The 19,599-nt window shown below is 51.4% G+C and carries 16 protein-coding genes; 10 read left to right on the top strand and 6 right to left on the bottom strand.

The window, feature by feature from the left end:
* Nucleotides 1–67: 67 nt before the first annotated feature.
* Nucleotides 68–964, bottom strand: a complete 897-nt coding sequence (locus tag FRIGORI9N_RS09420; RefSeq protein WP_159570049.1) for a LysR family transcriptional regulator — start codon at nt 962–964, stop codon at nt 68–70.
* Between the two features lie 101 nt (nt 965–1,065).
* Between FRIGORI9N_RS09420 and FRIGORI9N_RS09415 the strand changes: the two genes are divergently transcribed.
* The gene (locus FRIGORI9N_RS09415) at nt 1,066–2,028 is read left to right on the top strand and encodes a sodium-dependent bicarbonate transport family permease (protein WP_159570047.1); all 963 of its coding nucleotides are present in this window, start codon (nt 1,066–1,068) and stop codon (nt 2,026–2,028) included.
* Here FRIGORI9N_RS09415 and FRIGORI9N_RS09410 read toward each other — a convergent pair.
* Nucleotides 2,025–2,951, bottom strand: coding sequence for a LysR family transcriptional regulator (locus tag FRIGORI9N_RS09410; RefSeq protein WP_159570045.1), 927 nt, complete (start codon nt 2,949–2,951; stop codon nt 2,025–2,027). The genes FRIGORI9N_RS09415 and FRIGORI9N_RS09410 overlap by 4 nt on opposite strands.
* 96 nt (nt 2,952–3,047) lie before the next feature.
* Between FRIGORI9N_RS09410 and metE the strand changes: the two genes are divergently transcribed.
* The 4 genes from metE to FRIGORI9N_RS09390 all read left to right on the top strand — a co-directional run bounded on the left by metE (nt 3,048) and on the right by FRIGORI9N_RS09390 (nt 9,348).
* The gene (gene metE, locus FRIGORI9N_RS09405; RefSeq protein ID WP_159570043.1) at nt 3,048–5,396 is read left to right on the top strand and encodes a 5-methyltetrahydropteroyltriglutamate--homocysteine S-methyltransferase; all 2,349 of its coding nucleotides are present in this window, start codon (nt 3,048–3,050) and stop codon (nt 5,394–5,396) included.
* Between the two features lie 79 nt (nt 5,397–5,475).
* A complete protein-coding gene (locus FRIGORI9N_RS09400; RefSeq protein ID WP_159570041.1) occupies nt 5,476–6,669 on the top strand; it encodes an acetyl-CoA C-acetyltransferase in 1,194 nt (397 codons plus the stop codon).
* Between the two features lie 17 nt (nt 6,670–6,686).
* Nucleotides 6,687–8,447: a monovalent cation:proton antiporter-2 (CPA2) family protein gene (locus tag FRIGORI9N_RS09395; RefSeq protein WP_159570039.1), complete on the top strand. Its 1,761-nt coding sequence runs from the start codon at nt 6,687–6,689 to the stop codon at nt 8,445–8,447.
* 1 nt (nt 8,448) lies between these two features.
* Nucleotides 8,449–9,348 carry a mechanosensitive ion channel domain-containing protein gene (locus tag FRIGORI9N_RS09390; RefSeq protein WP_159570037.1) on the top strand — a complete coding sequence of 300 codons (900 nt, stop codon included), beginning with the start codon at nt 8,449–8,451 and terminating at the stop codon, nt 9,346–9,348.
* Here FRIGORI9N_RS09390 and FRIGORI9N_RS09385 read toward each other — a convergent pair.
* Together FRIGORI9N_RS09385 and FRIGORI9N_RS09380 are read right to left on the bottom strand one after the other, a co-directional pair.
* Nucleotides 9,318–12,206, bottom strand: a complete 2,889-nt coding sequence (locus FRIGORI9N_RS09385) for an EAL domain-containing protein (protein ID WP_159570035.1) — start codon at nt 12,204–12,206, stop codon at nt 9,318–9,320. The genes FRIGORI9N_RS09390 and FRIGORI9N_RS09385 overlap by 31 nt on opposite strands.
* Before the next feature lie 5 nt (nt 12,207–12,211).
* Nucleotides 12,212–12,925 carry a hypothetical protein gene (locus FRIGORI9N_RS09380; RefSeq protein ID WP_159570033.1) on the bottom strand — a complete coding sequence of 238 codons (714 nt, stop codon included), beginning with the start codon at nt 12,923–12,925 and terminating at the stop codon, nt 12,212–12,214.
* 192 nt (nt 12,926–13,117) lie between these two features.
* Between FRIGORI9N_RS09380 and FRIGORI9N_RS09375 the strand changes: the two genes are divergently transcribed.
* Complete coding sequence (locus tag FRIGORI9N_RS09375; protein ID WP_159570031.1) at nt 13,118–14,341, top strand: trans-acting enoyl reductase family protein; 1,224 nt, start codon at nt 13,118–13,120, stop codon at nt 14,339–14,341.
* 23 nt (nt 14,342–14,364) lie between these two features.
* Here the strand turns inward: FRIGORI9N_RS09375 and FRIGORI9N_RS09370 are convergent, their stop codons facing one another.
* Nucleotides 14,365–15,414 carry an META domain-containing protein gene (locus tag FRIGORI9N_RS09370; RefSeq protein WP_159570030.1) on the bottom strand — a complete coding sequence of 350 codons (1,050 nt, stop codon included), beginning with the start codon at nt 15,412–15,414 and terminating at the stop codon, nt 14,365–14,367.
* Nucleotides 15,415–15,506: 92 nt separating this feature from the next.
* On the opposite strand from FRIGORI9N_RS09370, the gene FRIGORI9N_RS09365 reads away from it, so the two are divergent.
* The 3 genes from FRIGORI9N_RS09365 (at nt 15,507) to FRIGORI9N_RS09355 (ending at nt 17,135) form a co-directional block, all read left to right on the top strand.
* A complete protein-coding gene (locus FRIGORI9N_RS09365) occupies nt 15,507–16,514 on the top strand; it encodes a hypothetical protein (protein ID WP_159570028.1) in 1,008 nt (335 codons plus the stop codon).
* Nucleotides 16,515–16,608: 94 nt separating this feature from the next.
* Nucleotides 16,609–16,869 (top strand): hypothetical protein, encoded by a 261-nt coding sequence (locus tag FRIGORI9N_RS09360; RefSeq protein ID WP_159570026.1) that lies wholly within the window; start codon nt 16,609–16,611, stop codon nt 16,867–16,869.
* A 20-nt stretch (nt 16,870–16,889) separates the two neighbouring features.
* The gene (locus FRIGORI9N_RS09355) at nt 16,890–17,135 is read left to right on the top strand and encodes a hypothetical protein (protein ID WP_159570024.1); all 246 of its coding nucleotides are present in this window, start codon (nt 16,890–16,892) and stop codon (nt 17,133–17,135) included.
* 11 nt (nt 17,136–17,146) lie between these two features.
* Here FRIGORI9N_RS09355 and FRIGORI9N_RS09350 read toward each other — a convergent pair whose 3' ends face one another.
* Complete coding sequence (locus tag FRIGORI9N_RS09350; protein WP_159570022.1) at nt 17,147–17,809, bottom strand: hypothetical protein; 663 nt, start codon at nt 17,807–17,809, stop codon at nt 17,147–17,149.
* Between the two features lie 315 nt (nt 17,810–18,124).
* Between FRIGORI9N_RS09350 and FRIGORI9N_RS09345 the strand changes: the two genes are divergently transcribed.
* Complete coding sequence (locus FRIGORI9N_RS09345; protein WP_159570020.1) at nt 18,125–19,594, top strand: NarK family nitrate/nitrite MFS transporter; 1,470 nt, start codon at nt 18,125–18,127, stop codon at nt 19,592–19,594.
* Nucleotides 19,595–19,599: the final 5 nt, after the last annotated feature.

Below are 19,599 nucleotides of genomic sequence, written 5' to 3'. Positions count from 1 at the left end.
CAAAGACTAACGCAGAATTGCGCAATGTAGTGGAGGATGAATTCGAACGAACGTTCGTTTTTACAATTTAGCGCCCTTTTTTTAAATCCACATTCAGGTAACGCCAGAAATCAGCCGCCACCGGCGAAGGTCGCTTGCCGTTGGGGCGAACGGTGTACCAGTTGGCATGAATTGGAAAGCTTTGCACATTCAGAATTTGCAAGCCGTCCGTGGCGGAGCCCGCATTTAGGGCGTGTTCAGACAACACGGCCAGTCCCATACCGCCCTGAACCGCCTGTTTAATCGCCTCGTTGCTGCCCAATTCAAGCCGCACAGTTGGCTCAAAACCAAGGCTTTCAAAATGTGAATCGCAGGCCAGGCGTGTACCCGACCCCCTTTCACGCAAAATAAATGGATACCGCGCAAGCTCGGTGTGTTTGATGCGTTTGCGCTGGGTTAAGGGGTGCCCTGCAGGCGCAACCACCTGCAAGGAATTGGTCATGAAAGCCCTGGCCTCGACGTCCAGGTTCGCAGGCGGTTTGGACATGATGTAAAGGTCGTCCAAATTGTGTTCAAGCCGCTGGATAACCCCGTTGCGGTTCAACACCTCCAGAGAAATTTCAACTTCCGGATACTTTGTGCAGAAATCGCCCAACAAACGGGGCACGAAATACTCCGCAGTACTCACCACCGCCACGGTCAACTTACCCCGCCGAAAACCCTTGATGTCATCAATACGCTGCTGAAACCCTTCCAGTTCGGCCAGCATATTGCGTGCTGTGGCCTCCAGCTCAAGGCCGGCGGGCGTGAGATAAACCGCCTTGCCAATGACCTCGTACAGGGGCAAGCCCACCGATTCAGCCAGTTCCTTCATTTGCATGGACACGGTGGGCTGGGTGACATGAAATTGCCGAGCCACCGCTGTAATGCTCTTCAAGCGGGCCAATGCGGAGAACAAGTTTAATTGTCGCAATGTGAGGTTCATTTTTAAACATAACCTTTTAGTGATGATTTTTCTCTTTTTTTTGATTTTACATGATTGTTGCTTATCCATAGTATTGGCGCACTTTCATTACCGAATGCATCATGAACAACTTCACCGACCCCGCCATTCTTTTCTTTCTACTGGGTATTTTCAGCGGCCTGGTTAAATCCAACCTTGAAATTCCCGCGCAAGTTGGCCGTTTTCTGTCCTTGTACCTGCTCATGGCTTTGGGTTTGAAAGGCGGTTTTGCCTTGCATGAGTCTGGCTTTAACACGCAGGTGCTGGGCGGTTTGGGCAGCGCCGTATTGCTGGCGGTGGTGGTGCCTTTGATCAGCTACCCGATACTGAAGCGTTGCACGTCGGCATTCGATGCCGCGGCAATTGCTGCCACCTACGGTTCGGTCAGTGCAGTTACCTTCATTACAGCCGTGCAGTTTCTTGAAAAGTCCGATATCGCCTACGGCGGACACATGGCCGCCGCCATGGCACTGATGGAATCGCCCGCCATTATTCTGGCAGTGCTGTTTGCCAACGCAGCGCGCAAACAAACACAGGGAGCGAATTCAGCACCCGTTCCCGGAAAAGGATTCGGCCACTTGTTGCAGGAATCATTCACAGAAGGCGCGCAGTTGCTGCTACTTGGCGCAATGCTGATTGGTTTCATGAGTGGTAGCGCCGGCAAAGAAGCGATGCAACCGTTCACAGGCGACCTGTTCAAGGGCATGCTGGCCTTCTTCCTGCTTGACATGGGTTTGAGCACGGCCAAGCACCTGCCAAAACTGAAGGCCGTATCGAAATGGATGATTGCCTATGCGGTGCTTGCACCGATTGCCCACGCCACCCTGGCCTGGTTGCTGGCCAAGGCCACGGGTGCAAGTGTTGGCGACACCGCCCTGTTAATGGTATTGGCTGCCAGTGCTTCCTACATCGCCGTGCCTGCGGTGGTGCGCTATGCAATACCTGAAGCCAACCCCAGCCTGTATGTGGGGCTTTCGCTGGGTATTACCTTTCCGCTGAATATTTTGGTGGGTATACCCGTGTATGTGCAATTGGCGGGTATTTAAATCAACAACTCAATCCCGTCCAGTTCCCGCGCGCACACTTCACGCATCACCGCCACAAAATCGGCGGTGTAATGCTTGCCCGCAATCGCCTTGGGTAAAGCCGCATACAAGGTAGACACCAAGCCCTTGCGGCCCAGTGGCACTTGGGCCACATAACCGCGATCCACGTAACCTTTCACGGCCCAGGCTGGCAAGGCTGAAAGCCCGCGCTTGCTGGCCACCAGTTGCAGCAGGGCCACGGTCAGTTCACTGCTGCGGCGCTTCACCTGCACACCGGCAGGCGTTAAAAAATGCTTGATTACATCCAGCATGTCGTCGGGTACCGGGTAGGTCAACAAGGTTTCACCAGCGAAATCCGAAGGCTTTAAATACGCACGTTTGGCCAGTTTTGAATCCACAGGCACAAGGCCCACCATTTCAAACCGAAATAGCGGAAATGAAACAATGCCCTCTTCCTCGCACAGCTCGGACACAATTGCCAGTTCTGCATCGCCTTTGTGCAGCAGACCGACCGGGTCTGCATGAAAGCCGGAAACAATGTCCAGTTCCACTTCAGGCCAGCGGTTGCGGTACACGTCCATCGACGGCATCAACCAGTCAAAGCAAGTGTGGCATTCCACTGCAACCCGCAGCGGGCCACCCGCACCCTGCTTCATTTGCAGAATATCGAGTTCAGCCTGATCCACCTGCCCCAACACCTGCCCGGCCAATTGCAACAAACGCTGGCCCACCACGCTAAAACGGCTTTGCCCACCCTGCTTGTACACCAGTTCTTCACCAAACCAGTCTTCTAGCGCCTTAACCTGATGCGACACGGCACTTTGCGTGATGCACAACACATCGGCCGCACGGCTTAAGCTGCCAGTTTGCTCTATGGCTTGAAGGGTGCGCAGATGGCGCAATTCGAGAATGCTTTTTGACATGAATATAATTCACCATTTAGACGAATATTATTCGTTTGAATAATACCCTGTTTGTACCGATCATGATGTTTTAATTGCCACACAAGAAGAAACACCATGATCAAGACACACACCCTGGGCTTTCCCAGAATTGGGGAAAACCGCGAACTGAAATTTGCACTTGAAAGCCACTGGCGTGGCGAAACCGATGAAGAAGCATTGCGTACCGCCGCACATGAACTGCGCCTGAAACACTGGCAAGCCCAAATTGATTCCGGGCTTGATTTCATTACTGTGGGCGACTTTGCCTTTTACGATCAAATGGCCGATCACATTCAATTGCTGGGTTGCGAACCTGCACGCTTTGAGTTCAAACCACAACAAAGCAAACTACAACGCTACTTCACCATGGTTAGGGGAAAGTCGACCGAGAACCACAGCTGTGGCCATGTTCAAGAAACCTGGGCACTGGAGATGACCAAGTGGTTCGACACGAATTACCACTACATGGTGCCGGAATTCACTGCAAGCACGGCGTTCAAGGCCCACACCGCAAGCCTTGTGGAGCAAATTGAGCAAGCCAAAACACTGAACCATCCAATCAAGGTCAGCTTGATTGGTCCGCTTACATTTTTATTCCAAGGCAAAAGCAAGCAGGCCGGCTTTGATCAGCTCCATTTGCTGGACCAACTGCTGCCCGTATACGGACAAATTTTGAGCGAACTCAAAACCCATGGCATTGAATGGCTTCAGCTGGATGAACCCATATTGGGCCTGGACTTGCCCGCCAATTACCTGGCAGCGTTCGAGCGTAGCTACCTGCAACTGAAAACAAGCGGTGTAAAAATTCTGTTGGCCACTTACTTTTCAACCACACAAGGGCACACCAGCCCAGTGTGTAAATTGCCTGTGGATGGCTTGCACCTGGATTGCGTGCGCGCCGGGGAAGACTTGCCACTTGTACTGGACTGGCTGCCCAACTACAAAGTGCTGTCGTTGGGTTTGATTGACGGGCGCAACATTTGGAAAACAGACTTGCAAGAAGCACTAAACCAAATCGCCAAAGCCTTTGATGCGGGCAAAGGCGAGGTTTGGCTTGCACCGAGCTGTTCACTGCTGCATGTGCCCTATCAGTTTGGCAACGACAACACGGTCAACCCGCTAGTGAAACCCTGGCTGGCGGGAGCCATTGAAAAACTCGAAGAACTGGAATTGCTAAAACAAGCCAGCAAAACGCAATTGCAAGGCAAAGCATTAAGCGGTGTACTGGCCACTGTGTGGCATGAACACCAAAGTGTAGTGAAGCAACGCGCCAACAGCCCTTTGCTGAACAACCCGGAAGTGAAAGCACGCCTTGCAGCCCTGGCCCCCAAGGCCGACCAACGGCTAAGTGAATTCGCAGTGCGGCAAACCAAGCAACGGGAACGGTTTAACCTGCCCGCCTACCCCACCACCACCATTGGATCTTTTCCACAAACCAAAACCATTCGTAACCTGCGCGCACGTTTCAAGAAAAACGAAATGGATGAAAAAACCTACTGGCAACACATTAGCCAGGAAATTCGCCAGGCCATCGAGTTTCAGGAGCGGATTGGTTTGGATGTGTTGGTGCACGGCGAAGCCGAGCGCAACGACATGGTTGAATATTTTGGTGAACAGCTTGAAGGTTTTACTTTCTCGGCCAATGGCTGGGTGCAAAGCTACGGCTCGCGCTGCGTGAAGCCGCCCATTCTGTTTGGCGATGTGGCACGCCCCAAGGCCATGACTGTGGATGTGGCCCGCTTTGCCCAAAGCCTGAGCGAAAAACCCGTGAAAGGCATGCTGACAGGCCCGGTCACTATTTTGCAATGGAGCTTTGTTCGAAATGACCAAGCCCGTGCCACCACGGCACTGCAAATTGCCTTGGCCATTCGCGACGAAGTTGCCGACCTGGAACAGGCTGGCATTGGCATGATTCAAATCGACGAGCCCGCTTATCGCGAAGGCTTGCCTTTGCGCAAAGCGCGTTGGGATGATTATTTGAACTGGGCCAGCAAAGCGTTCCGCATTTCAGCAAGCCCGGTGAACGATGACACACAAATTCATACGCACATGTGCTATTCCGAATTCAACGACATCTTGCCTGCCATTGCCGCCATGGATGCCGATGTGATCACGATTGAAACCAGCCGTTCCGACATGGAATTGCTGCGTGGCTTTGGCGAATTTCATTACCCCAATGAAATTGGCCCTGGCGTTTACGACATTCATTCGCCCCGCGTACCGGGACAAGATGAAATCGTTCGCCTGATCCGCAAGGCAGCGCAGGTTATTCCACCTGAAAATCTGTGGGTCAACCCCGACTGTGGCCTGAAAACCCGTGGCTGGGAGGAAACTGAAGCGGCCTTGGCTGTGATGGTCAAGGCAACAGCCGTGTTGCGCGCAGAACGGCTGAACAGCAACAAGACTGAAAAAACTGCCGCATAATTGCTGCAAAGGGCTTGCCAAAGCCGTGGCTCACGGGAAAATAGGATTAATAACATCTATTTTCCCGGAGACCCACACCATGACCCACGACCCAATCGTGATCGTATCGGCTGCCCGCACCCCCATGGGCGGTTTTCAAGGCAGCATGTCCAGTTTTACCGCAAGCGAACTGGGCGCCCACGCCATTCAACAGGCCGTGCTACGCGCAGGCCACCCCACCCTGTCCGAAAAAGTCGATGAAGTCATCATGGGTTGCGTGTTACCAGCAGGCCAAGGCCAGGCCCCTGCCCGTCAAGCTGCGTTAACCGCAGGCTTGCCGTTGAGCAGCGCCTGCACCACCATCAACAAAATGTGTGGTTCAGGCATGAAAGCAATCATGATGGCGCACGACAGCCTGTTGGCTGGCAGTACCCAGGTTGCCGTGGCGGGCGGCATGGAAAGCATGAGCAATGCCCCCTACCTTCTACCCAAAGCCCGTGGCGGTATGCGCATGGGGCACGGGCAAGTGATGGACCACATGTTTCTCGATGGCCTTGAAGACGCCTACGAGAAAGGCCGTTTGATGGGTACCTTTGCCGAAGAATGTGCAGACCAATACAGCTTTACCCGACAAGCGCAGGACGAATTCGCCATTCGATCCTTGGCACGCGCCAAAGAAGCCACAGAAAATGGCAGTTTTCAATGGGAAATTGCTCCCATTGAAGTGGCCAGCCGCAAAGGCACTGAACTGGTCGGCACCGACGAACAACCCTTGAAAGCCGACCCAGCCAAAGTGCCCACCCTGAAACCCGCCTTTCGCCGCGATGGTGGCACGGTCACAGCCGCCAACAGCTCTTCCATTTCCGATGGAGCAGCCGCTGTAGTCATGATGAAACAAAGCCACGCAGAAAAACTGGGAATCAAGCCATTGGCGCGCATACTGGGGCACAGCACCCATGCGCAAAAACCAAGCTTGTTTACCACTGCGCCGGTTGGTGCGTTACAAGGGCTGTTCGAAAAAACCGGTTTGAGTTCGACACAGGTTGATTTATTCGAAATCAATGAAGCATTTGCCGTGGTTACCATGGCCGCCATGGTTGATTTGAACTTGCCCGCTGACAAAGTAAATATTCACGGTGGGGCCTGTGCGCTGGGCCACCCGATTGGCGCGAGCGGCGCCCGAATTGTTTGCACATTAATTGGTGCACTGAAAAAAACCAATGGAAAAATTGGTGTGGCCAGTTTGTGCATTGGTGGCGGTGAAGCCACAGCCCTGGCCATTGAACTGATCTAAATAAAACGAGAGATAAAATGGAAAGTGTTGTTTACTTTTTGCTGGCGGCAGCGCTGGCCGTGCCCCTGTTCAAGAAACTGGGCTTGGGTGCGATTCTTGGCTATCTCGCTGCCGGGGTGGTGATCGGTCCACAGGTATTGGGACTGATCGACGACCCGGAAAAAGTACTGCACTTCTCGGAAATTGGCGTCATTTTACTGCTGTTCGTAATCGGCCTTGAACTGGAACCGGCCAAGCTGTGGGCCATGCGTGCCCAAGTGCTTTTGCTGGGCTCGGGTCAACTGTTTATCACGGCAGGCATCATTTACGGCGTGCTTGCCTTCATGTTCGAAATGAACAGCAACGCCGCCTTGGTGATCGCATTGGCCTTGGGCCTTTCGTCGACTGCATTTGCCATTCAGTTAATGGCCGACAAAGGCATCTTGGGCAATGAAGATGGTCGGCGCGGCTTTTCCATGCTGCTGTTTCAAGACCTGGCTGTAGTTCCCATTTTGTTCGCGGTACAAGCCTTGGCGCCTGTTGAACCCGACACCGACCCCGGCCAGTGGTGGCTGGCACCCGCGGCCATTCTGGGCTTGATTGTATTTGCGCGTTACCTGATTAACCCCGCCTTGCAGTTCATGTCTCGCTATGGTGGCCGGGAAATCATGACCGTGGTGGCCCTGCTGATTGTGCTGGGCGCTGCAGTGGTGATGGAACATGCCAACCTGTCCATGGGCCTGGGTGCTTTCATGGCGGGCATGATGTTGGCGAACTCTTCGTTCCGTCATCAACTTGAGGCCGATGTGGAGCCATTCAAAGGGCTCAGCCTTGGCTTGTTTTTCATTTCGATCGGCATGACCCTGAATTTCGGTCTACTGGTTGAATCTCCACTTACAGTCATGTTGGGCACCTTGGGGCTGATGTCTTTGAAAGCCGTTGTCATCATCGGCCTGGTGATGCTTGCCGGAGTGCCCTTCCCGCGCGGTCTCATGTTGGGTTTGATGCTTTGCCAAGGTGGTGAATTTGGCTTTGTGATCATGGCGCAGGCCATAGACCTGCGTCTGCTGGGCGAAGGTACGGCAGGCATGGTCAATTTGATGATCGGCATTTCAATGGCACTGACCGCACCTGCAGTGCTGTGGTTTGAGAAGTTCACAAACAAACAGATTGCCAAAGCGCCGCAAAATATTGAAAAATTCGACTCCAGTGAATCTGAAGCGCTGATTCTTGGATTCGGTCGTTTTGGTCAGGTCACCGGGCGAATACTGGCGGCCAACCAGATTCACTTCACCGCACTGGACAAAAACGCCGAGCACATCGAGTTCGTGAAAAAATTCGGCAATCAGGTGTATTACGGCGATGCTTCCCGAGCCGAAGTTCTGGAAGCGGCGGGAATTGGAAAGGTTCGTACCGTGATTGTGGCAATCGATGATCCACAAATGTCGCAAGCCATCGTAGAGTTTATTGTTCACCACTACCCCAAGATCACCATCATTGCACGCGCGCACAACCGGAACGATTACCTTGCATTAAAAGCTGCAGGTGCCCATTCCGTGGTTCGAGAACTTTTCGCGGGCGCTCTGGAGGCTGCCACCGAAGCGCTACATGCACTGGGCTACAGCGACGGCCAAGCCATGCAAAAGGCCGAAACCTTCAAGCAACACGATGAAAACCTGCTGAACAAGCAAGTCAAGGTGGTCGGTGATAACGAAAAAGTGATCGAAATAGGTCGACAGGGACGCGAGGAACTAGAGGCCATTTTCCAGCAAGACCAACGCGCAGCCAACCGGGGTTAAGATGGAAATTCTCCAATTTTTTAAAGACTTGGAACCCAGCGTTGAACAGGTTTTCACTTTTCTGGAGGGTCGGCTTGGCAAGCTGATTTTGTCAGTTGCACTCATCATGCTGGCCACCACCATCAATCGCTTGATGCACTGGCGGCTGTTGCGGGAAACCCATGCCTCGCCACCTCAAACCGGCAATGTTCGCGCCACGTGGGTTCGTCGCAAAAACATTGTCTGGGTAACTGCCTTGCTTCTGGTGTTGGCATTGTGGTCAGGACAAATTACGGGCTTTCTGATTTCCCTCGCAGCCATTGGTGGTGCGCTGTTGATTGTCAGCAAAGAATTCATTTTGTGCCTGTGGGGCGCACTGATTATTTCGTTGAACAAAAGCCTGCGCATTGGCAGCACCATCGAAGTGGGGGAATTTACCGGGCAGTTGGTGAATACGGGTTTTGTAACTTTCGAGCTTGCCGAAATTGGCCCCTCAAAAAAACAAACTGGCCGCCTGCTGAGTTTGCCCAACAGCCTGGTGTTTACACAGGCCATGAAAAATCTGTCGGTGTATGGATCTTATGGCATTCACCTGATTGATTTCCATTTCGACAAGTCGGTAAAAATTCAGGCTGCTGAGCAATTGACACTCAAATTGGCCAATGAAGCTGGCAAACACTGGATTGAAGAAGCTGAACGGCATTTTTCGGCAGTTGAGCGCGATAATTTTGTCGATTTGCCCAAAGCACGGCCCGAGGTATTTTGGGCCAGTGTGGACGAAAAATGTTTACGCATGACCTTGCGGTTTGCCTGCCCGTTAAACAAGCGAGGGCAACTTGAAAAATCAATCGTGAAACGTTTTTGGGTTGAATACAGCGAATTGGGCAGCACTCAGCAAGAGACAGACTCCAAAGCATCCTGAATCATTCGTGCCCGGTCCTGATCGGGCATCAGTTCCAGCGTGCTGTTCAAATTCAAGAAACGCTCGCATTCAACGGCCGGCGACACAAGGTAGCCTTGCACATAATCGACGCCAAGTTCTTTGACCTCGCGAAGCGTGTGTAAGTCCTCTACCCACTCAGCCACACATTTACAACCCAAGTCGTGAGCCAATCCCACAATTGCAGTGACCACGGCATGGCTCTCTGTGCTGTGGCAAATGTTTTTCACAATGGACCCATCAATCTTGATCACATCGGCATGCAAGTCCATGGCATACCTGAAGTTGCTATATCCCGCACCAAAATCATCAAGCGCAATGCGCACACCCAAACTTCTTACCTGTTCAATGAAACTTTGCACTGCCTGCAAATTGATCACCGATCCCACTTCGGTAATTTCAAGACACAACTTTGAAGCATGCTGCTTGTGCACCCGAATTAAAGCCAAAGTATCTTGAAGAAAAATTTCGTCGTTCAGCGATCCAGGTGACACATTGATACTCAGTACACTGAGCCGGTCCAGTTGCCTGGCATGCTCCGCGAGAAAGTCGAGTGTGTGACTTAATACCCAATTGTCCAGAAATGCAGTGTGCCCGCCTCGTTCACACGCTTCTATCAAAAACCCGGCTGAATTCAGTTTGCCGTTTTCCCCTTTGATTCTTAACAATGCCTCGGCATATAGCGGGCCATCATGTTGATTCAATGCCAGTATGGGCTGCCAGGCCAGAGTGAGCCCTGCCGGTAATTTCTGATCATCCAGTCGTCGTATCGTTCTGGATTGATCAAGCAAACTGCGGGTTTGATTCTGTTCAAAAACCACCCGCTCAACCTGGCTGTTGCGTTTGGCCTTGGACTTGGATTCACGCATGGACATTTCAACGGCCTCCATGACATCGAGTACATTGTCGACCAGGCCCTGATAAACCAGCGTCGCCAGCACGGCGACTTGTATGCTTCGACCATCAAATTGAAAAGGCACGGATTCGAGTTTTTTCAAGAAGGCATTGAATGCCTCCTCGGCCTGAACAGAATCATTGTGATGAATCATTACCGCGAACTGGTCGATGTGCAGTCGAGCGATTTCACCGTGTGCATTCATGTGGCGATACAGTTCGGTGTGAAAGGCTTGTAACAACTGATCAGAAACTGCAAGGCCATAAGCACTGATCAAACGTGAAAACTGCTGAATGTCAACGCAGAAGAAAGTGAAACTGGCAGCACGCTTGTTCAGTTTGTTGTGAATTACATTTTGCAATCCCCTTCTGTTCAGTGCGCCCGTTAACTCATCGTGCGTGGCCTGGTACTGCAGGGCCAACTCCCGGTCTTTTCTTGCCGTGAAGTCGGCAACAACGCCAACAAGCTCGCGATGATCGCGGCTCACCACCAGTTCATACCAACGTGTTTGCCCTTCCCCTACGACCACGGGTAATTCGCGGCGCGATGATTTGCCCGGCGACTCAAGCAAATTAAACAAAGAGGCAAGGCGCGGCGGCTGAAGAAAATCCAGTGTTGGCTTGCCTTCACGATTCAGGAAAAGATCAGTGAACTGCTTGTTGAAGTTAAGCAGTTGACCATGACGCGTACAGGTGAACATGGCGGAGGGCGCGATATCAAATACATTCTCGAGACGTTCATGGGCCTGTTTGATTTCCTGGGCGGCCAATTGTTGTTGCCATTGTGCCTTGCGCAGAAACTCGGCCAAGGCAACAGCAGTCATGACGCTGGCCAATACGGTGACAGATGCACTATTGAAATACTGCAACAAAAACCGCTGGTCAAACCAGGCAGACAACACCTCGGCGACTGCGCCAGTGAGCGAAATCATCATGGCCGCCAGATAATAAATGGCAACCCTGTCTCGCTTTTCCAGAAAATTCTGGGTAACTACCCAAGCCACTGCCGACGCCGCCACAAGGCTCATTGGCCAAAACAGCTCAAGAAAAGTGCGGTAAGGTGAAAAAAGAGCAAGCAAGATCAACACAGCGCTGGCGAATTGCAGCGTTCTCAATACGCCCAGCCACGATTCGCGCCGAATGTTCTCAAATAAATGCCAAACAATCAGTACCGTTGAGGTGAAATACATGGCCAAGGCCAGCATGCGAGCCCGCATCAGTGGTTCGGCGAGCAACTCAAATCCAAATATCGAATGGTCCCAGCCCTCAGACAAAGCCACCAATCGAAGACTTGCAAACAGCCAGAACCCGTAACACACAAACAAGGTGCTTCGGGTCATGAATGCAGCCACAGCCACCATGCCAATCATGAGATAAAGAACGCCTTCGAGAAAACTTTGACGTCGCTCAGCAATCAAAATTGCCTTGTTGAAGTCTGCACGGCTTTGCAAACCAATTTCAAGACTGGCTGGCCCGACAAACTGGAATTGACAAAGTATTCCCTGTGGGTTCGCCGGTCCTGAAAAGCTCGCAGACAACACACGCCCTTGATTGGTTTCAAGCGGGATTTCCCGCAAGGATCCGTCGGAGTCACCAAGCCAGCAACTTGATTGAACCAGGTGTCTTGACCGGAAAACCATTTGTTCATATTGCAGCGGCATAGTCTGCGACAGATCGGTATAAATCCAATAGGGTGTTTCTTGCAAATGGGTACGCAGCACATTGCGCCGAGGCTCATTTTTAAGTTGCTCCACAACATTGAACAAGCTGCCCTGCACCTCGTTTTGATTAAGGCTTGCAAAACCCAGTGGCAACTCATGCGGTCTGTTTTGATCAAGTACCGACAAGTTGACAAAGGACACCAGCAAGAAAAAACCCAGCAAGACCAATGACAAAAAAGTAGTCCAAGGTGTTTTCTGAAATGAATCTGCGACTGCAGCGTGCATAAACATCATCCAATTGAACGCAGTTTGCTTTGCGTTTCCAGTTGCAAAGTACGCATCTGGATGTTTTGCAACAAATCAGGATGAGAACTTGAGAAATAAACGGAATGCAGTGGGTTTGTACTCAGCAACCAACGGGCTTCAATTGTGAATACATCAAACCAGAGTATTCGATGAGGAATCATGCCGATGTGATTCATCTCGACAAATTCACCGGGCTGTAAAACATCCTCCAGTTCAAACCGGCGGTACTGCCGGTCGACCGGAAAGCGCACGCACAGGAAACAGCGATCGACCGAGTTTGCACGGCTATACCAGTAAGCCGCTTTGATCAGCATCAGCCTTAACGCAAGCCCGTTGGAACGCGCCGGTATGGCCAGCCTGGATATTTCGGCGATTCGCCCGCTTTTCAAGGCTTTGGGCAATACAAAAGATTCTTCAAGCCGAAGTTGTTGTTGCTTGGCAATTTGAACCCGAACAGTACCAATGCAACTGCCGTCGAGCTTTGAGAAAGCAAGCAAGACAGCCGAGTCAGGGTGGCGATCATCTGTATCAGGCAATGCCAGTTTTGCGCCCAACAAGGGAAGGTGTTTGCCGTAGGCCAGATGACGGGCTTTCGCAGCCAGCTCCAGTTCATGATCGGTTTGTGCAATCGCAATCCAGAAAGGCAACAATTGCGAGCTTGAATCTGAGAGAAAATTGACTGCTGAAAGACTGGGCATGGAGTTCTCCAAAGTATGGACTCACCTTAAATATTCCACATCCAATTTGCGTCCCCCCGATCGGGTTAAAGCTCCGGTCACTGCTTATCACCCTTTGGGCCTATAAATAATCAGTATTCGGAATATCAGTACAAGGTTTATTGAGTGTGAGAGAATCTCGCAAAACACAATAACTTCAGGAGATACAGTGCAATGAAAAACAAAGAATTCGATTTGATTGTCTTTGGAGCAACCAGCTTTGTGGGCCAGATTCTGGTGCAGTATTTGTGGAAGCGACATGGCCTGAATGGCGAAATCAAATGGGCCATTGCTGGTCGTGACTCCGATAAGCTGGCTGTGCTTAAAAATCGCTTGGGCGAACAGGCCCGTGAACTTCCTGTTGTGTTGGCCAATGCCAGCAAAGAAGATGACCTGCAAACCCTGTGTGCCAAAACCAAAGTGGTTGTTTCAACTGTTGGGCCTTACGCCCTTTATGGCTCAAGCCTGGTGAAAATTTGTGCCGAAACGGGAACCGATTATTGCGACCTGACCGGTGAGGTGCAATGGATTGCGCGAATGATCGAGGCCCATGAAGAAACAGCCAAAAAAAGCGGCGCACGCATTGTGCATTGCTGTGGATTCGATTCAATCCCCTCGGATCTTGGGGTGTTGTTTTTGCAGAAAGCAGCCAGCGTGCAATATGGCGAGCCTTGCCAACAAATCCGCATGCGGGTTAGAAAACTGAAAGGTGAGTTTTCGGGTGGCACCGTGGCCAGCATGATCAACGTGACCCGCGAAGTTGCAGCCGACCGCTCTCTCGCGAAAAAACTGGCCAATCCTTATTTGATCTCCCCTGCCCGCCTGGCTGCACGCCAACCCAATGTGAGCTTTGCAGAGTTTGACCCTGTTGCTAAAAGCTGGCTGGCTCCTTTTGTGATGGCGGGCATCAACACGCGCGTGGTCCATCGAAGCAATGCCCTGCAAAACTATGGGTATGGCAAAGAATTCAAATACGATGAAGCCATGATGACTGGCAACGGATTCAAAGGCCGACTAACGGCAATGGGGCTGGCCGGTGGTATGGCTGGCTTTTTGATCGGTGCTGCACTGCCACCAACACGCTGGGCGCTTGAAAAGTTTGTGGTACCCAAACCTGGCGAAGGGCCAAACGAAAGTTCTCAGAAACGTGGCTCGTATGATCTTCGCTTTTACGGCACAGGCAGCAAAGGCAGCAAGCTGACCGCAAAAGTGACCGGAGACATGGACCCTGGTTATGGTTCAACCGGGAAAATGCTGGGTGAGGCGGCGGTCTGCCTGGCTTTGGACATTCAGGAACAGCCAGGCGGATTCTGGACCCCCGCTTCGCTCATGGGCGAACAACTGATCGGCAGGTTGCAACAACACGCAGGCCTTACCTTTGAGTTGCTGCCAAACTGATCAGGCCACAAAGCGACTGCCGTTCAACGCGCTTCGAACCGGACCAGCAAACGTCCAAGCTGGTCGTACAACTCCATACGCTGGCCCAGAATGTTCCAGCTTTTAACCTGGGTCAGCGTCATGATTAATTCATCATCGACGTTGCCTGCTTGCAAACAAGCCATGCGGGTGGCGGCAATCATGTTGGTCTGAATCGAATTCCCTTCCACCGAATAAGTGCCCACAAGCTGGTTGCAGCCGCCCGAACCACTCAAACGGTTGTTCTCCGCATGAAACATCAAGCCTGGTGGACGCCCATTCTCGGGCAACACCACGGGCTTTCCGCTGAGTTGGACCAGTGTCCAGAATTGATCTTTCAAATTGGCTGAATACAAGCGTGGGGAACAATCTGCTTGTGCGATGGACTCAAAACGCAAGGGATGCACGCTGGGCACCAAGCGATTGCCTTCCATGGAAGGTGCGGGCTTGATGTGTGCATACAGTGTGGCCAAAAGCGCTTGAGCAGGTTGATCGCGGCGCTGCAGATAAGCCTGTTCGAGCTTTATATTGTCGCCAGTGGGCACCACCGGAAAAGCCAGTCCACTTGCACATTCGGTAAACAGGGCTGCATCTGCCAGATATTGATAAAGTCCGTTAAGCGGAAACAGTTTCAAATCCAGAGAGTCAACAGATGCAGTGCGCACTAACTGGTAGTTGAGATCTGAAAAAATGGTTCGCGCTTCCAGATCCAGCATTTCAATTGCCTCAGCGGATTTCACCCGAAAATATCGGATTTGTGAGTTTTGTCCCTGCATGACCAACACATTGCCATGATGCGACATCACCCAACGTCCCAAATCATTTGCTTGATTGGGAGCCGGTTGCCCCGTATAGATTTGGCGAGAGAAAAAGCTGCCATCGGCTTGCAAGGTAATATTTGTTTGAATGCCTTCACAGTTGGCGCATGGCAAATTGCCTTTAAACGTGGCCGGCAACTGGGTTAGCGGCACAGGCACGGCTTCAGTGGCTTTCACCGCGCCAGACCAGAAAAATACCAACGCCAATAGCAGTCCTGCATCGAGTTTTTTAAACATCACGCTTCTCCAGCCAAGTTGTCTTTTCTTCATTATTACATCCAAACTTTTGCCGACAAAGTACAAGTTTCATCTCATCTGGAGTTTCTTGTATGCGCATTCGCCCCTTGCTTGCCTGTCCGCTTTTCCTGTTGCTGCCTACGTTGGTTGCCTGCACGGGTGAAGAGCCTGTGGCTGGGCCGACAACACGCACCACCGCATCGTCACTTGAACAGAACTCACCTTGCTTTAACAACGCGTGTGCAAGCCTGCAAGAATTACTGACCGTTCCCGATGCCGAGAACATGATTTTCTCAAATGATGGGCGACTGTTTGTATCCGGTGGGCAGTCCGTGATCGAGGTCGTAAAAACCAACAATGAATTTGTGGCCAAGACGGTATCGAACGGGACTTGCAATTTCACTGGCTTGGCAATTGCCAGAAACACCCTGTATGCCAACTGCGGTGACGGCACCCTGTGGGCCGGGGCGCTGAATCAATCACCGACGTTGATTGCACCTGTGTTCAATTACGACAGCATGGCTTTGGCCAACGGGCTTACCAGCAGCGGTGATGGCCAAACACTGTACGCAGTAGATGGTCCGATCGCCACTGGGGGATTACCTTCACCGAAGATCGTGAAGCTTAAAATGGCTGCCAACAATCCGCTGAAAGTTGACAACCAGACCACCTGGCTAGACCTGGCTGGTCGTTTTCCAAATGGTATTCAACGCCGTGGCAACCTGCTTTACTTCACTGATTCTGAAATACCCAACTTGGGCCGTTTGAATGTGGTGCCAATTCAAAAAGACGGTTCGGCTGGTATGCCCTTGGTGTTGGCAACACTGGAAAGTTTGCCCGATGATTTCTCAATTCTTTCCGATGGCTTCGCGGTAAGTTACTTTTTCACCGGTCAGGTCATCAAACTTAACTTCCTGGGCGAGCAAGTGGATGGTTTTAATCCACTGACCTTCTCAACAGGTACGTCTCAAGTCATGCAGGGGCGACCGCCCCTGTTTTCAAACACCGATTTGTTGGTGACCGAGAAAGGGATTCTGGGTGAACAAAACAGTCCCGTCGGCAACAAATTGACAGTTGTTCGCAAGGTGAGCATCAACTAGACACCGTCTGCACTAAAAATCTCAAAAAACCACTTGTATTGATAATAGTTATCATTTACGATGAATTCTCATTTGAATAAAACGGGAGTTCTTCATGCAGCAGGAAAACTGTACCGCCCAACTTGGCCAGTGGTTAGCCGGTAGTGAAAATGGCTCAGTCTATTACTGTCAAGAAACAGAGGTGGTCTCACTGTGCCTTCACTACATGACCATGCGCTTTGAAGCCAAGGCCTTTCGGGATTTACTGGGCATGATGGGCTTTGCGCAAGCCGAAATTCAACGAATTAAAAAAGCTTTGGAGCACCCCACCCTGCAAAGCCACAACCGGCCTGTTGCAGGTGGCGCCCTGCACTGATTCAACAAAGGAATCGCACCATGAAAGCCGCTGCCTGCATGAACAAATCGATGGATACTTTGTTAATTGAAAATGACGCCCTGTGCAGGCAGTTGGCCAAGCTGCAAGAGCGTGCCAGTGAGTTGATACAAAAACGATCTGCCGAGGTGGAACAACTTTCTACTGTGGTTGAATACCTGAGCGCTGAACTACACGACCGAGAGGCAATGATTCTGTTTTTGCGTACCAAACTTCAGGAGTTCAGGAAAATCGCTGAACTCCAGTGAGCTGGTTCAACTCAGTTTGTTTGAAGGTAACCAAAATCAAATTTGTGCGTGTCGTCATCAACACGCACAGTCACCGTAATGTCTTGCGCACTGCTGGCCGACAATTTTCTGGACACAATTATCTCGCCCTGTGTTTGCTCACCAGGGCGAACCACCCTGGGTTTCAAGCTGTACTTTTGAATCCGCTCAAAATCGGCAAACGCCTGCTGAACGTCTACACGGTCATTGAAGTCGGTGTGCAAAAACACACTGCCACCATGAAAACCACGATGAAATGGTGAGTGATAAAAAGGCGAATAAAAAATGGGGGCTCGCATGCCATAGAAGGACAAGCGATTCTGTACATCCTGGATTTGCGCCTCGTAACTGACCACAGCGGCTGGCTCACCGTTGAAGGTCACAGTGACGTTTTCAGTTGAAAACTCGACCGGAAATTTTCCGTTATTGACAAAAGTGACATTGAAGCGCGGATTGTCAAACTGCCGCATTGAGTTGTAAACGGAACCCACTTGCACCATGTGCTTTTTCTTTGAGCTTAGCGACTCGAAACCCTGATTTTGAACGGGTATCTGATTCTCGGCCACCACGGGTCGGACGCTGTACATGGACACGCACGCACTCAAAAGCAATGCAGACCCGACCACAACACTTGTTGACACGCTAAACATTCGCATTTGAATCACCTTTCACTGCTGACGTTGCTACTGGTAAAACCCACTTTATTTTATCGATATTTCATAGACAACAACAGATCGCCTTGGTTCAGTGTTGCTGAGTTGGCACGTTTTCTGCATTGCAACATGCATACGGACAAAATGCATTCCAAAGATGGAATTTGCACTGTTCGAGAGGATTGCCCGCACTTTTTAAGTGCGAAACAACAATTCAATGCAGCAAAAACGGGCAACGGCGCTCACCTATTGATTCAATCGACAGATTCGTATCAAGGGTGGGCGCTTTTTATTTTTAATTCAAAGTGAGCACGCGCCATGAACGATCACGCAAAACTCAATCTGTTTTCTTTTGCAGGAAAAATGAAAATTCTGCACATGAGCTGGATGGTATTTTTTATTACATTTTTCGTCTGGTTCAACCATGCCCCCATGCTCGGTGCCATTGCCGAGTCGCTGAGCCTGAGCAAGGAACAGGTTAAAACCCTGCTGATTCTGAACGTGGCGCTGACCATTCCAGCCCGAATACTGATCGGCATGCTGACCGACAAATTTGGCCCCCGAATTGTGTATGCGGTCTTGCTGTTTGTGTCTGCATTTCCGTGCTTCATGTTTGCCTTTTCAACTGATTTTGCGCAAGCCGCCATTTCACGGTTTTTACTCGGTTTCATTGGTGCCGGGTTCGTGATCGGCATTCGCATGGTCAGTGAATGGTTTCCGGCCCACCAATTGGGCACGGCCGAGGGCATTTACGGTGGCTGGGGCAACTTTGGTTCCGCTGGCGCGGCCATGCTCTTGCCCACAATGGCCCTGATGTTTGGTGGCCCCGATGGCTGGCGCTATGCAATCGCAATCACAGGCGCACTGTGCCTGGCGTTTAGCGTGTTGTGGTACTTCAATGTATCCGATACCCCCAAGGGTTCCACTTACTTCAAGCCCAAGAAAAGCGGTGGTATGGAAGTGACCAGCGTGAGCGATTTCTACTTCATGCTGCTAATGAAATTGCCCATGTACGGCGCTCTCGCCTTGCTCACATGGAAGCTGTCGCCCGAAGGCGTCAACATGCTCTCGGCTGCTGCTGCAACAGGTATCTATGGCGCGTTGATCCTGATTTTGGTGTACGACTGCTACGCCGCCTACAAGGTAAACAGCGACGTGTTCAAGGCACCTGTACCTGAACTGCACCGTTACAAATTCAAGCAAGTGGCCGTGTTGAATGTGCTTTACTTCGCAACATTCGGTTCGGAACTGGCTGTGGTCTCCATGTTGCCGTTGTTCTATCTGGAAACATTTTCGTTAAGCCCAGTGTATGCGGGCCTGGTGGCTTCCATGTATGCCTTCATGAACCTGATGTCGCGCCCGGGTGGCGGCTGGATCAGCGACAAGTTTGGCCGCAAACGCACACTGCTTATTCTGACCGCCGGGTTGGCTGGTGGCTACGCCCTCATGGGCTTGACCAACGCCAGCTGGCCATTGTGGCTTGCGGTGATCACCACCATGGCCTGTTCCTTCTTTGTGCAGGCCGGTGAAGGTGCAGTGTTTGCAGCAGTGCCTTTGATCAAGCGCCGCCTAACCGGTCAAATTGCCGGCATGACAGGCGCCTATGGCAATGTGGGTGCGGTGGTTTACCTCACTGTGCTGTCGTTTGTCAGTTACCAGGCCTTCTTTTTCGTGATTGCACTGACCGCTGTGCTTGGTTTCATTACACTGTTATTCATGGAAGAACCCCAAGGTCACATGGCCGAGGTGAAGGAAGACGGTACGGTTGAATTGATCAAGGTAGGTTAAAAAAG

It is taken from the genome of Limnobacter sp. 130, assembly GCF_902506325.1.
Classification (GTDB): domain Bacteria; phylum Pseudomonadota; class Gammaproteobacteria; order Burkholderiales; family Burkholderiaceae_B; genus Limnobacter.
The sequence above is the reverse complement of the archived record's forward strand: the minus strand, read 5'-3'. Positions and strand labels throughout refer to the sequence as shown.

What these genes read in the sequence shown, in the direction of transcription:
- FRIGORI9N_RS09385 (WP_159570035.1), bottom strand. Translation starts at nt 12,206, where the DNA reads ATGCACGCTGCAGTCGCAGATTCATTTCAGAAAACACCTTGGACTACT.
- FRIGORI9N_RS09370 (WP_159570030.1), bottom strand. Translation starts at nt 15,414, where the DNA reads ATGTTTAAAAAACTCGATGCAGGACTGCTATTGGCGTTGGTATTTTTC.
- FRIGORI9N_RS09350 (WP_159570022.1), bottom strand. Translation starts at nt 17,809, where the DNA reads ATGCGAATGTTTAGCGTGTCAACAAGTGTTGTGGTCGGGTCTGCATTG.
- FRIGORI9N_RS09395 (WP_159570039.1), top strand. Translation starts at nt 6,687, where the DNA reads ATGGAAAGTGTTGTTTACTTTTTGCTGGCGGCAGCGCTGGCCGTGCCC.
- FRIGORI9N_RS09410 (WP_159570045.1), bottom strand. Translation starts at nt 2,951, where the DNA reads ATGTCAAAAAGCATTCTCGAATTGCGCCATCTGCGCACCCTTCAAGCC.
- FRIGORI9N_RS09345 (WP_159570020.1), top strand. Translation starts at nt 18,125, where the DNA reads ATGAACGATCACGCAAAACTCAATCTGTTTTCTTTTGCAGGAAAAATG.
- FRIGORI9N_RS09355 (WP_159570024.1), top strand. Translation starts at nt 16,890, where the DNA reads ATGAAAGCCGCTGCCTGCATGAACAAATCGATGGATACTTTGTTAATT.
- FRIGORI9N_RS09415 (WP_159570047.1), top strand. Translation starts at nt 1,066, where the DNA reads ATGAACAACTTCACCGACCCCGCCATTCTTTTCTTTCTACTGGGTATT.
- FRIGORI9N_RS09380 (WP_159570033.1), bottom strand. Translation starts at nt 12,925, where the DNA reads ATGCCCAGTCTTTCAGCAGTCAATTTTCTCTCAGATTCAAGCTCGCAA.
- FRIGORI9N_RS09360 (WP_159570026.1), top strand. Translation starts at nt 16,609, where the DNA reads ATGCAGCAGGAAAACTGTACCGCCCAACTTGGCCAGTGGTTAGCCGGT.
- FRIGORI9N_RS09390 (WP_159570037.1), top strand. Translation starts at nt 8,449, where the DNA reads ATGGAAATTCTCCAATTTTTTAAAGACTTGGAACCCAGCGTTGAACAG.
- metE (WP_159570043.1), top strand. Translation starts at nt 3,048, where the DNA reads ATGATCAAGACACACACCCTGGGCTTTCCCAGAATTGGGGAAAACCGC.
- FRIGORI9N_RS09400 (WP_159570041.1), top strand. Translation starts at nt 5,476, where the DNA reads ATGACCCACGACCCAATCGTGATCGTATCGGCTGCCCGCACCCCCATG.
- FRIGORI9N_RS09365 (WP_159570028.1), top strand. Translation starts at nt 15,507, where the DNA reads ATGCGCATTCGCCCCTTGCTTGCCTGTCCGCTTTTCCTGTTGCTGCCT.
- FRIGORI9N_RS09375 (WP_159570031.1), top strand. Translation starts at nt 13,118, where the DNA reads ATGAAAAACAAAGAATTCGATTTGATTGTCTTTGGAGCAACCAGCTTT.
- FRIGORI9N_RS09420 (WP_159570049.1), bottom strand. Translation starts at nt 964, where the DNA reads ATGAACCTCACATTGCGACAATTAAACTTGTTCTCCGCATTGGCCCGC.